The following is a 14341-nucleotide window of genomic DNA, read 5'->3' on the forward strand; positions in this document are numbered from 1 at the left end:
AACTTTTACATTATTTATCTGCACTGACTTCGCTACCCCACCAATCTTTATTCGGTTGCCAATCTGGAGAAAGCATATTTTTACGCTGTCTTTCTTGTCCTGGCAATGAATTTGTTCTTTGTTTTTCTAACCATTTTTCACGAGCTGCTTTGTCCCATAAAGGGTCTACTTCTGCATAATGCGTATCCATGGATTTTAACCAATCTAAAAGTTGCGTTTTCATTTGAAGTGTAATTTCCGGGTTGCTTTCTGCAACGTCATTCCGTTCACCTAAATCGGTTTCTAAATTATATAATTCTGCATTTAAATTTTCCCAATAATAAATAAGTTTCCATTTTCCTTTTCTAATAATAGAACTTGGTTCACCGCCTTGATTCCCATAATGAGGATAATGCCAATACAATGGTCTTTCGGCTATATGATCGCCTAGTAAAAGAGGCTTTAAACTCACTCCATCTTTATGTGCTTCTGGTTTTAATGGTAACCCAGATAAATCTAATAATGTTGGATATAAGTCTACCCCAGAAACAGGAACATTAATACTTCCTCCATTTTGTTTAATCCAGGGCACATCAATAAAATATGGAATTCTAATGCCTCCTTCCCATTGGTAGCCTTTTCCTCCTCTTAAAGTTAATTGATTAGTAGAAAAATTATCGCCCGAAGTAACACCTCCATTATCTGAAGTAAACACAACAATGGTATTTTTGTCTAAGCCTAACTCTTTTAATGTTTGCATTACCGTTCCAATAGCCTCATCTACATGTTCTATTAAACCAGCATATACCGGATTATCTTGATATTTCCTTGCAGGAAGTACACGTTCCATTTCAAAACCTTCTTCATGTATCCCCATCTCTTCTGCTTTGTTTCTGTATTTCGTCCATTTTTCCTTAGTAGTCTGTATTCCACTGTGAACGGCATAAAAAGAAAGGTATGCAAGAAAATGTTTGTCTTTATTTTGTTTTATAAAATTGCTCGTTTCATTTGCCAATTTCATAGACAAATTCAATCCTTTCTCTTCAGGTAAATTTGGTAGATTTGGATTTTTATATGGAGAAAAGTAACCTCCACTCGGACCACCTGCATCATTTCCGCCAATATTCACATCAAAACCATGATCTGTAGGTAATGATCCTTGTTCTTTACCACCTAAGTGCCATTTACCTGCAAAAAAAGTAGCATATCCATTTTCTTTAAAAGCTTCTGCTAATGTCGTTGAAGACGTATCTAAATGATCTCTATATTCTGGAGGCAACAACTTTGTGTAACGTTTACGCTCTTTCCAAGATTGCCCACTATTTCTTTGTCCTTCGAATTGAGTAATCCCATGTCTCGCTGGATATTGTCCTGTCATTAAACTTGCTCTAGACGGACTACAAACTGTACAGGCCGCGTATCCATCTGTAAAAACAGTACCAGCTTTTGCTATATTATCGATGTTTGGAGTTTCGTAATATTTACTTCCCATAACACCTAAATCTGCATATCCTAAATCGTCGACCAAAATGAATAAAACGTTAGGTTTTACGGGGATTTCAGTCTCTGTATTTTCAACAGTTTCAGTCTTAGTCTTCGAGGTAGAATTACACGAGACTAAAAAAAATATTATGGATAAAAAAAATATTTTCTGAAATATGATATTCGCTTTAGTACATTTCATTTACTCTTAGTTTTTTAGTTATTTGTTTTATATATCTATGCAAATCAGCATTAACTGCTTTGGACCTACTTTTAATTCAGAAATTATTTGAAGATATTATTTACTTCGATTTTGCAATCTTCATCGCTTGTAATATTCTCTTATCACATTCTTCCGCAACATTTTTCTCTAAGAAACCATTAGGTAAATCATAAAGTTCAATTCGCTCTGTACCTTTCGTTTTTACCTGTATTTATTAGCAATATTTTAACCTTACCACCATTCTAAATATCTGTATTTATTTATATGCAAATGATAATTGATATTACCATTTACAAAGCTTTTATCTTCAAAATTATTAAATCCCTATTGTGGCCTAATCCACATACAATGACCTCCTCCTGGTGCCATTTTTGCTTTAATAACATCTCCTTTTTTAACGATTCCGCTTTTTACTTGGTATGCTTCAGGATTATTCATACCGTGAGTTTCTGAAGTATCTTCATAATAGGTAATATTATAATTAACACCATCTTTTAGAAAATCTAATTCAATATCGAGTGTTCCACCTTGCTTATTATAAACCGAACCAACAAACCATTCTTCACCATGTCTTCTAGCTGTAGAAATGTAGCTATCCATTTTACTATATAAAACCTTACTATCATCCCATTCTCCTGCAGGCATTTTTTCAATAAATTCAAAAAGATCTGCTTTTTTATTATAGGCTTCGGGAGCATCTGGAAGGCAAACTAATCCGCTAAAAATAACAAGTGTTCTTGCCGCTTCAGAAGCGACTGTAGAAAAATACGTATTTTCCTTTTTTGGTCCTTTTAATCGATCTCCTTTATTAATACCAACCAAGTCAAAATTTCCATTATTCATATCTAATGGTCCTTGAATAGCATTAATAAGTGCCATTTTAATAAAAGTTTCTGGCGTAAATGCCTTTCTTGAATCCTGTTGCGCATGACAATATTCTCTAGTCACAGCGTTAGGAAATGTTCTTTCTATTCCTGTAAATGGCACAGGAGAATCATGAAAATCTACTAACAATTGGTTTTCGGCACTTTTCATAATAGCATCTTTAGAAAAAGACACATTGTTACCCATAAAACCATATTTAATACCACTCATTCCAAGAGAATTAAAATACTGAAATAGTTCATTATCGCCATAATCTCCTTTATGTCTATCATAATAAAGAATCAATTTAACACCTTTGTTTTCGGCATATTTAGACACTTTTTCTAAATCTAACCCATCTGCGACATCAAAATGACCTTTAGTAACTTTTGTATACCAATTTGCATCTATTAAAAAATACTTAATATTTTTTTCTGCTGCGAAGTTTATAAATCTAAAATAACTTTCGTTATTAATTCCGTATGTAAAACCATCTGCTGTTACATAATCATGCACGCGCCAATCCCACAATGTTTTTCCTGGCTTAATCCACGATGTATCTTCAATTTCACTTGGTGTTGCTAAATTAAGAGGAATCGTATTGGTAACTAAATCTCCAACCTTTTCTTCAACTAAAATAACACGCCAAGGTGTTGTCAGTTTTCTACCTTCAAGTTTAATTTTATTTGAAGACACTACCCTTTTTTTAAAAGGATCGAATTTGAATTTTATTGCTCCAAATTCTGGCGCTGAATACAAATCTGATTCTAATATTGATAAATGTGAGCCTTCTAAACGTTCAATAACTAAAGGCGTCATTAATTTTGGAAGTTTGCTATAAGTACTAAAATCCTGCAGAGACAATGGTCCTAAAGGATCGTTCTCTCCTGCAGGGCAATACAAAACATCGGTACTTTTTAAATTATATTCAGTAAAAAAATCGGCTTCAATTCCTGCCTCAGAACCTTCTATTACATATCTAAATCCAATACCATCATTAAAAACACGAATAATAAGTTTAGCTGTAGCTTTATCTAAAGTTATATTTAAAATTAGCTCATTATATTCATTTCTAATTTCGCTAAACTGTCCCCAAACAGGTTTCCAGGTTTCGTTTAAGCTTTTTGTTTCTGTATTAATTATTTTAACAGGAACATTTGGCAATATTGAAATCACAGATGCATCTACAATTAGTTTTTCTTGCTTATATAATTTATACACTAAATTACCGTCAACTTCTTTCAATGTTAAATTAACAGAAGCATCTGGAGATTCAATTTGTTGCAGTATGTCTTCTTTCGCAAAAATATTTATATTAAAACCAATTATAAGTAAAAAGGAAAAGGCAGTAATTTTTGATTTTATTAGATTACTTACATTCATAATTTTTATTCTTATTTTTTATTGATTATAATTCTACTTAATACTTTTTAACCTCTTATTATCTTAATCATTACTTAGAGTATAGACGATTACAGTGATCATACATATTTTAAAACTGAAGACTCTAAAATCGCATTAGGATACTCACAATAATTGATAGAAATCATGATATCGACTGCTTAAAATATTCCATTAATCTATAATCGTTTTTATTTGCGTCCAACCATCCATACCTTCATTTGTTTGATTGGCTCCTACAGTACTTCTTCCTTGTAAAATTATTTTTTTAAGTGCAGCTTTTAGTTCGGCTGCTTTTTTAGGATTACTAGCAATTAAATTTTCAGTTTCTGCAAGATCTTCTTTAATATTAAATAATTGCATTTCAGGTAAATTTAATTTTTTATTTTTTATTTCAGAAGGTTTTGGATAACTCCAACCACCTGACCCTTGAGTAGTACAAAGTTTCCAATCGCCATGTTTTATTGCAAAAGACCCATCGATAGAATGATAAATAATATATTCTCGAATTTCTTTTTCATTTTCACCTTCTAAAAGGGGTAACATACTATAACTATCTTCACCTTCTGTATCTTTAATACTATAACCTGCAATATCTGCACAAGTGGCAAAAAAGTCTGTTGTACTAATTGTTTTATCTGTGCTTATATTTTTTAATGCATGATTAGGCCACTCTACAATAAAAGGCACATGATGTCCTCCTTCATAAATATCTGCTTTCATCCCTTTAAAAACATAACTAGGATCATGATTAAATTTCTCTAATTCTTTAAAGTCTGCTTTAGGAGAACAACCATTATCACTAGTAAAAACTAACAATGTATTTTCTGAAATTCCCATTGCTTTTAATTTATTTCTAATTTGACCAACAACATCATCTACTTGCATTACAAAATCTCCATACTTATTAGTATTACTTTTACCTAAAAACTCATCGGAAGGCAGAATAGGTGTATGTGGAGCAGGTAAAGGAAGGTATAAAAAGAAAGGTTCTGCACCATTTGCTTTATCTCCTATATAATTAATCGCACGGTCTGTTAAATCTTGTAGAACCGTTTGATGTACAAAATCATCTGAAGTTGGGCCTTTTCTCCAAACGCCTTTTGAATCTTTATTTTCGGTCATTTTTGTAGGCACCATTGTAGGCATATCATTTTCAACAAATACATAAGGAGGCATATCTAGTGACCCACAAAAACCAAATGAATAATCGAAACCATGTGTAGAAGGTCCGTTTTTAATAGGTTTTGTATAATCTACATCCTGAATTGCATGCAGATTATTTAAGTTACTTTTCTCCTCACCTTTAAAAGCCCAATCCCAACCCATATGCCATTTTCCAATATAGGCCGTCGTATATCCTTGATTTTTTAATAGATCTGCAACGGTAGCTCGGTCTGGTGTAATTAACGATTTTGAATATCCCCCAAGTACACCATTTTTTAAATTACTTCTCCAGTTATAACGACCAGTTAAAATACTATAGCGTGTTGGAGTACAAACTGCAGATGAAGTATGGGCGTCGGTAAACATCACTCCATTTGACGCCATTTTATCTAAATGAATAGTAGGTATTTTACTTTCTGGATTAAAGCTTTTAACATCTCCGTAACCCATATCGTCTGCTAGAATGTAAATAATGTTTGGTTTCACCTTAACTTTCTGGTTGGCAACCTCTTTATTAACATTTTTACTACCTTGACAAGACGATACTAAAATTAATACTAAAAGAAATTTAAATGTGTTCATTGTTCTTCTTTATTTGCAATATAGAATCTGCATTTCGTAATATAATTAACTTAATTCTAATTTTAATCTGTTTGAATATTTTTATTAGGTAACTTACTGTAAAGACTTTTGCCATTTGTATTTATAAAAGCCTTGATCGCGTATTTGGATTTTTTTGCTAATGCAGAATTAGGCACAAACACTTTAAACGTTTTAGAATCACTAGAAAAATCTTGTCCTTTAATCAACTGCTCTTCTACCGTTAAATACGATATGTTTTCAATTTTAAGTCCATAAGAATACTCACCATCGAGTAAAATATTTTTGTATTTAACTTCAAATAAGAATCCACCATCTTGCTTTTCTGTAGATGTGATCTTGATTTCATACTCATCGTCCGAACTAAATAATGTAGCCGTATTCGGATAAAAATTACTTTCCCCTACAGATGTTTCTGCTTTTACTGTATAAAAATAAATCGTTTCCTTTTCTACGGAAAGGTCCCTATAGAAGCTTCCTTTAATACCGCTAGCTATTTTTTGATAGTTGTGCAATTCTTTACCTCTATAAACATTATATGTCGTTTCTGGGAGAATTGAATCTTGCTCAATCCAATTAACTAAAACGCTACCATCTTCTGCGCTAACAGCTGAAACATTTCTTGGACTAAACGGTACTTTTTCTGACAAAACAACTTTACTTGCTTTAGAAAAACCACCACGACCAAGACCATTATGTGCCGCAATATAAAAATGATAAGGTACATTATATGCTAAGCCTTCTACTCTATATCCAAAAACATTATTGGTTTCTATCAACACAGCTTCGCCTGTGTTTTCGTTCACATATCTAAGCGTATATCCTGAAGCATCTGCAACGCTAGACCAAAATATAGTGGCCGTGTCGTTTCTTCTGGATGTTTTAAAAATTTCTGGTGTTTCAGGAAGACTAGTTACTAAACGTATTTGATTTGAAAATGCACTAACCCCTTGCTTGTTTTCTGCGACCATTTTAAAATAATACGTCGCATCTTTTTTTAGCTTATTTATTTTAATTGTATTAACCGAATTACCTTTTACTTTAATGTTCTTGTTTAAGTCGTTTGGATCTTCACTATAGTAAATAGTATAATGATTTACATTTTCAATCGCTCCCCAAGTTAACTTTATCGCTTTATCAAGAATTTCACCTTTATAAATGGTTGGAATCGCTGGTTTTGTAACAAGTTTAGACGACCATTTAGCAACCGTTACACTAAAGGCTGGAATTGATATTTTACCAGATTTAAAAACGGCTTGCCTAATATCTGTATTTTCAACTTCTATATCATCCGCTGTAATATAATTAACTTCTACATCTTTGTTTAACAGTACGTCATCGATTACAATATCGAAGTCTTTAGACTGAGCCGTTCTGTTTGTAAATACCAAATAATCGTATCCATTAATACCGCGATAAGCTTGAGTAAACGAACCTATTTCTAAAGCTCCATGTAATCCAGGTGCATCAAATTCGCCCGTTACTTTAGAATCGAATATAAAATCGGAATGGTTGGTTACATCGTGATAAATCTCGTAAGCTTTACCTTCCAACGTTTTATTAATACCTGTTGGAATACTATCTGTATTTAGTATTTTTCCGTTTTTAAAGGCTTCCTCTATCTGAGCATTTATATTCTTTTTAGGAGCATATTTACTACTCACCTCATGCGCTCCTACATACCAAGTGTTTGTATGTTGTAACTGTCGCATTACATATTCAATATTATAAATACTAGAATAAATACCATTTAAGGGTCTATTCCAAACACCGAACTCTGTTATAACCATTGGAACATCTTTCCAAGTATAGTCTTCAATTTCGGACATTGCCGTTTTTGAAGTCGCTTCTATAAGTTTTGTATTTGCTCTTCTATACGCATCTGCAACTGTTTCTTTCTTTCCGGTATGTGGTGCATACGAGTGTTTAGAAAACACGTTCCAATAGGCACCTTCTTCCTTTTGGTACGTGTTAATTTCTTTCATAAAGCCCCAAATACCATCCCAAGTATTGTTTAACGACAGAAATGCATCAGGAAAGACTTTATTAATGGCATCTGCATGCGGTTTCATTTTAGCAGCATAATCGTAACCACTATTCCACCAATAGCGTTCTCTATGCGGCACATAAAAATAAGGTTCATTACAAAATTGCCACGTTGCAACTTCTATATTATTGTTCTTACAAAACCGTGCTAATTCATAGGTCATTTCTGGAGTTTCAGAAAAACCATTTATAGTAATGACTAACTTACCGTTTATTTCACTTAACAAATCGTATAAATCGATTATACGGTGTGGACCTTTAACTTCAGTAAATCTATAGCCTTTAAGGTATTGTTTTGGATGATCGAACATCATCGCATAATCCATATCATATTGTCCGGTGGCACTACTAAAAGCATCACCCATAGTTCCTGAAAAATAACGTAACCAACCCGGATTTAAGTCATGTACAGCCTGCCTAAAATCCGGATGTAAATAACTCCAACTTTTATCTGCTATTCGGACGTTAAATCCGCTAGAACCAATTTTAATATCATGACCATTTTTGGAATCTATATGTATTATTCCTTGATTATGCTGAGCGAATGCTGCCTGAACAGACAAGCAGAGGCAAAATATAAAAATCAGTTTTCTCACGTCCATTTCAGCAATATTAATCGGCATTTAAGAATGTTGTTTGACTAAACGTAAATACATCTGAAGGTGTTCTTGCTTCTTCTAAAATAGATTCCATTTTTGCAACAACTTCTGGATTATCCTTTGCGACATTATTTGTTTCTCCTTTATCTTTCGCTAAGTTATAAAGCTCTATTGGTGCATCTGGATTTTTAAGCACATTATATTTTACTGCTTTCCAGTCGTCCATTCTTACAGCTTGACGCCCACCTTTTTCATGAAATTCCCAATATAAATACTCGTGATCTTGTTGTGCTTCGCTATTACCTAATATTTCTGGTAAAAAAGAAATACCATCAATATCATCAGGTGTTTCAGCTTTAGTTATTTCAGCAAATGTTGGAAAAACATCCCAAAACGCAGACACGTGATCTGTCTTACTGCCTGGTTTTACTTTTCCTGGCCATTTCACAATCATAGGGACGCGAATTCCACCTTCGTACAAATCTCGCTTTGTTCCTTTAAAATCGCCATTACTATTAAAATACTCAGGATCTGCTCCTCCCTCTTGATGAGGACCATTATCTGATGTAAAAATAATGATCGTATTATCTGCGATACCAAGTTCGGTAACCTTATTCATAATCTCGCCGACCTGCTGATCTAATAAATCAATCATAGCGGCAAATGCTGCATGTGATTCTTTTTGTGTCTGATAAGCCCCATTATTCAATTCTTCTGGAGTACTATTATTATCTAGAAAGACTTTCTCTGGCAAAAATTTATTCCTGTATTTTGCCATTAATTCCTCTGGAGCTGCTAATTCGGCATGTGGTATAATAGATGCTACATAGGCAAAAAATGGCTTATCCTTATTATCTTCAATAAATGCAATCGTTTTATCATGAATTAAAGTCGGTGCATAAATCTTATTAGAGAAGTTTGCATTCTCTTGTAAAACAATTGAATCTCTATTTGACCATAAATGATCTGGATAATACTTATGCCCTAAACGTTGACAGTTATACCCATAGAAAATATCAAAACCTTGATTTACAGGATCACCTACTGAACCTGGAAAACCAAGTCCCCATTTGCCAAAAGCTCCAGTTGTATAGCCTGATTTTTTTAGAACTTCGGCTAAAGTATATGTATCATCTGGAATTGGATATTGTCCTTCTGGTTGCATTTCTTTATTTCCACGAACAACTGTATGACCTGTATGCATTCCTGTTAGAAGTGCAGAACGAGAAGGTGCACAAACAGTACTTCCTGAATAATGTTGTGTAAACATCATCCCTTGCGATGCTAGTTTATCAATATTAGGTGTAGAAAATTTTTCTTGACCGTAGCAACTTAAATCTCCATAGCCTAAATCGTCTGCAAGGATATAAATAATATTAGGTTTATTTAAAGAAGCATGTGTTTCGGGAGATGCTTTTAATTCATTCTGCTCTTGTTTCTTAGAAGAATTACAAGATGTAAAAACAATTGTTGTTACAAATAAGACCAGGATCAAGGATGCTTTTTTTATCATTATATTACATATAAAATTTAAACACTTACTTTTAAGCGTATTACATAGTTTTAGGGTCGCAGATAAACACATTTTTATCTACATTCCCAAAATTACTCAATTACATCACATAATAATTCTCATTTGAAGCCTACAAATGTTGCGGAAGGCATAAATATCGATAAAAGGACAAAATGCAACAATTACACCCCTCTGATTAAACATTACTACCCCTTTTTAATACTGCTTTATTGCAAAAAAAATTAGAAATTGCTATGAAATTATTTATTTTGTAATACTTATTAAAATTTGTAACACTTTTGAAGCAAATGAATACAACTCTCTTTTTTAACAAATCCATATATAGTTTGAAATTTAAATTCATTATTGTATTATTTTTTAATGTTTTATTATGTTTTTCTCAAACCGACAAATCTTCATTTCATCAGTTAAATATTCAAGGTTCTCCATTCAACAAAAAAGTAAATGCATTATATGAAGATAGTGTTGGGTTTTTATGGATTGGTACTGAGACAGGCTTATATAGATATGATGGAAACAATTTGGTAGAATATCAAAACAACGTTTTTGATAAAAATTCAATACCCAATAATAGTATAAACTCTATTACGGAAGATCTTAACCAAAACTTATGGATTGGAAGTGAAAGTTTTTTAATATTCTATAATAGGAAATTAAATAAATTCTATGGTTTTCATAAAAACACCACGACTACAGTATTACAAAAAACTAACAATGGCGATATCTACGTTAGATTAAAAAACAGTGGTTTAAGGGTTATTAAGCCAAACTCTCTAATTGACACAACTAATTTCGACCAAGAAACACCAGAGAACTTATTAAGATTTGACAAGACAATAAATGCTTTTACGGAAGATGATTACCAAAGACGTTGGATTGGCACAAGCGAGGGCATATTTGTAATTAATGATGACAATAAATTTATTCAGACTAACTTCTCTAAAGATATTATTGCTTTAAAAAACATAAAAAACAATAGAATTATTGCTTTAACTAAAACGGGCATTAACCTATTTGGATATAACAAAACAGACCACCGCTTAGAGCTCTTAGAATCCTACCCTCATATTATGGATGGGTTTGATTATAATGGTATAATTACAACTTTCGCTTTAGACTCTGAAAATGATGATTTTTGGTTAGGGACAACTAACGGACTTATTAAAGCAGAAAAAAAGAATAACACCTATAAATTCTCACATTATTCCCACGAATCCACAAACGGTAACTTAACGCACAATAGAATTAATGCTATTTTATTCGACTCTTATAACAATTTATGGATCGGGTCTTTTAAAGGGATAAATAAACAACTGGACAGGACGTCCTTATTTGAGTTTAATAAAATAAAACCTTCGGTTAAACTTATACATTTTACACAGAGTATTTTATTTCATTCTCAAAACAATATTTTAATTGGTTTAAATAAAGAATTCTATGCCTATAATTCTAACCAAGGTAATTATAAGGAAATAAACCTTATTCATGACAATGAACGTATTGGTGTCGATAAAATTTTTAAAAGTTTCGACAAAACAGAACTTCTTATTAGTAGTGAAAATAAATTATTTGAATCTATTAATTACAATCCAAAAGATAAAACCATAACGTTAAAATCTTTAAAGAACTTCGACAAACGCATCACCGATATTGCTCCTATTAATAAAAATGAAACCTGGGTGGCTTTATGGGATGGAGGTATAGATATCATAAATAAGGAAACACCTATCTCCAATTTTAAAAAAGACCTCATTACCAAACTAGCCAAAAGTCATACCTCAGCGTTCTTATTAACTACAGATAACAAACTATGGATTGGAACGCGTGGAGAAGGTCTTTTTAGAGTTGATTTTAATAAAGAAATTATAGATGAGTACCAACCAAACATCGAAGCTTTGGCCTCTAATGCCATTTTATGCCTACTTGAAGACGAAAACAAGAACATATGGATTGGAACAAGAGGTGGTGGATTAAACTTATACGAAGAAGCATCTAATAGTTTTAAGAATTTTAATAAAACAGGAGGTTTTACGCCTCATACCATTATAGCTATTGAAGATGACACGAATGGAAATATATGGATGAGTACCAGTGATGGAATTTCTAGATTTAATATAAAGGATGAAAAATTCACGCCATTTGGTATTGAAGACGGCATAAAAGAAGTTCATTTTAGTTATAATGCGAGTGCTTCCAACACAAACAAAACGCAATTGTATTTTGCAAACTCAGATGGCTATTACACCGTTTTTCCTAATAAATTTACACAAAAAGATAAAGTTCCATCAACCGTAATTACAAATTTCTATAAGCTCGGTAACACTAAAAACAATCAATCCAATACAGCAATAAACGAATCTAGCTCTATACACTTAAATTTAGATAAGCCCCTCGTTTTAAACTATAATGAAAACAATGTGGTTTTCAATTTTTCATCTTTAGATTTAACAGCACCTAGCAAAAATGAATACGCATACAAATTAGAAGGATTAAACGATTATTGGGTATATACAACTGCCGCAAACAGAAATGCAAACTACAACAATCTTAAGCCTGGAAAATATTTATTTAAAGTTAAGAGCTCTAACAGCGATGGAATTTGGAATGAGACGCCAACGCAACTTCAATTTACAATTACCCCTCCATTTTGGGAAAGCACTTTAGCCTACATCATATATTGGATATTAGTTGCGGGAATAATAGGTATTGGATATATCCTGATAAAAAGATGGTATGAGCTTAAAAAGAATCTGGTAAAGGAAACAATTAGTAGAGAAAAAGATAATGAACACAACCGTATGAAAATGGTGTTCTTTACAGATATCTCTCATGAATTACGTACACCTCTATCACTGATACTTGGTACTATAGAAAAAGTTGTAAAAGAAAGAAATTTCCAATTAAACTTAAATACAGCACAACGTATTTATAATAATACACTTAGGATGCACCGATTAATTAATCAAATTATGGATATCCGTAAATATGATGTTGGTCAATTTAAACTAAGTATTTCTAAAAATAATATTGTTAAGGATGTTAATATTATAAAGGATAGTTTCAATGACTTTGCAAGAATTTATGAAATAGAATATGATTTTATTTGTTCTGAAGAAAAAATAAAAGGATGGTATGATGTAGATATCTTAGAAAAAACGCTTTTTAATTTACTATCTAATGCATTTAAATACACCAAAGAAAAAGGGGCCATTAGAGTCTCGTTAACAACAGTAACCCAAGACGACGAATACGCTCCGAAACTGGACTTAGAGGCAAACACATATATTAAATGTTCTGTAAGAGATAATGGGATGGGAATACCTGAAAAAGATTTAGAATATATATTTGACCGCTATTATCAAGCTACTAAATCTTATAGCAATCAAATTCCAGGTACAGGAATAGGGATGGAACTGGTTCATAAATTAATTGTGAGACATTATGGAGCAATTGTCGTTCAAAGTAAAGAGAATATTTTTACCGAATTCACCTTTTTCTTACCAATAAACAAATCAAGATATAGTAAAGACGAGCGCGTAAAAACAGGAGTCCCTTTAAAAAAGAATTACATCCAAAATTCTGAATACCAAATTATTGAAGAAGTTAAAAATGAATTCATTAGTAAATCTGCAGTAAAATCAACTTCAAATCCGACAATCTTAATTGTAGAAGATAATGACGATTTAAGAAGTATGATTAAAGATGAATTGAAGGATGAATTTAATATTATTGAAGCCACAAACGGAACAGAAGGCTACGATACTATACTTAGAGAGAAACCTCTACTTATAATTAGCGATATTTTAATGCCCATAGAAGATGGAATATCTATGTTACGCCGTGTAAAGGCAAACAGAACAATTAGTAACATTCCTATTTTCATGCTTACGGCAAAAAATTCTGAAGAGACAAAAATTGAATGTCTAAGCCTAGGGGCAGACGATTATATTGAAAAGCCATTTAGTTTAGAATTCGTAAAATGGAAAGTAAAAAATGCGCTTTTAACTAGAAAAGAATTAAAGGAAAAATATAGCAAGGTAATTACTTCGGAACCTTCAGAAATAGAAATCGACTCTAACGATGAAAAATTTATAAAAAAACTCATCAAAATAATTGAAGATTCTATGAACGATAATATTTTAAACGTTGAGTATTTAGCATCAGAAGTAGGCATGAGTAGAGCTAATTTATATCGAAAAATTAAAACAATTGTAGATGACACACCTGTAAACTTTATAAAATCGATAAAACTAAAACGCGCTGCGCAATTACTTAAGAAGAATGAAATGTACATTTCTGAAATTGCATATATGACAGGTTTTAACAATCAAAAATATTTCGGAAAATGCTTCCTTAAAGAATATAAAATGAGTCCTACGGAATATATTAAGAAACATGCAGAACAAAAAAAACCTGATTCAACCGAAGATATGTAAACCCATTCTA

6 protein-coding genes are annotated in these 14341 nt (G+C 32.1%); 1 reads left to right on the forward strand and 5 read right to left on the reverse strand.

Annotated features, from left to right (window positions below; genetic code table 11):
• Nucleotides 1–10 precede the first annotated feature (10 nt).
• From ACFFVB_RS06505 to ACFFVB_RS06525, 5 genes are all read right to left on the reverse strand, one after another.
• Nucleotides 11–1663: a sulfatase gene (locus tag ACFFVB_RS06505; RefSeq protein WP_382381909.1), complete on the reverse strand. Its 1653-nt coding sequence runs from the start codon at nucleotides 1661–1663 to the stop codon at nucleotides 11–13.
• A 345-nt stretch (nucleotides 1664–2008) separates the two neighbouring features.
• Nucleotides 2009–3931 (reverse strand): glycoside hydrolase family 97 protein, encoded by a 1923-nt coding sequence (locus tag ACFFVB_RS06510; RefSeq protein ID WP_382381910.1) that lies wholly within the window; start codon nucleotides 3929–3931, stop codon nucleotides 2009–2011.
• Between the two features lie 192 nt (nucleotides 3932–4123).
• Entirely contained in the window at nucleotides 4124–5698 is a 1575-nt protein-coding gene (locus ACFFVB_RS06515) for a sulfatase family protein (protein ID WP_382381911.1), read from the reverse strand.
• 62 nt (nucleotides 5699–5760) lie between these two features.
• Nucleotides 5761–8385: a fibronectin type III domain-containing protein gene (locus ACFFVB_RS06520; RefSeq protein ID WP_382381912.1), complete on the reverse strand. Its 2625-nt coding sequence runs from the start codon at nucleotides 8383–8385 to the stop codon at nucleotides 5761–5763.
• Nucleotides 8375–9874 (reverse strand): arylsulfatase, encoded by a 1500-nt coding sequence (locus ACFFVB_RS06525; RefSeq protein ID WP_382381913.1) that lies wholly within the window; start codon nucleotides 9872–9874, stop codon nucleotides 8375–8377. The genes ACFFVB_RS06520 and ACFFVB_RS06525 overlap by 11 nt, the downstream gene beginning before the upstream one ends.
• Before the next feature lie 347 nt (nucleotides 9875–10221).
• On the opposite strand from ACFFVB_RS06525, the gene ACFFVB_RS06530 reads away from it, so the two are divergent.
• On the forward strand, nucleotides 10222–14331 hold the full coding sequence (locus tag ACFFVB_RS06530) for a hybrid sensor histidine kinase/response regulator transcription factor (RefSeq protein ID WP_382381914.1): 4110 nt from the start codon (nucleotides 10222–10224) through the stop codon (nucleotides 14329–14331).
• The last annotated feature ends 10 nt before the right edge of the window (nucleotides 14332–14341 follow it).

Origin of the sequence: Formosa undariae (assembly GCF_042427615.1) — a bacterium.
GTDB lineage: Bacteria > Bacteroidota > Bacteroidia > Flavobacteriales > Flavobacteriaceae > Formosa > Formosa undariae.

Coding starts and splice junctions, on each gene's coding strand:
- ACFFVB_RS06520 (WP_382381912.1), bottom strand. CDS start 8,385: ATGCCGATTAATATTGCTGAAATGGACGTGAGAAAACTGATTTTTATA.
- ACFFVB_RS06515 (WP_382381911.1), bottom strand. CDS start 5,698: ATGAACACATTTAAATTTCTTTTAGTATTAATTTTAGTATCGTCTTGT.
- ACFFVB_RS06510 (WP_382381910.1), bottom strand. CDS start 3,931: ATGAATGTAAGTAATCTAATAAAATCAAAAATTACTGCCTTTTCCTTT.
- ACFFVB_RS06525 (WP_382381913.1), bottom strand. CDS start 9,874: ATGATAAAAAAAGCATCCTTGATCCTGGTCTTATTTGTAACAACAATT.
- ACFFVB_RS06505 (WP_382381909.1), bottom strand. CDS start 1,663: ATGAAATGTACTAAAGCGAATATCATATTTCAGAAAATATTTTTTTTA.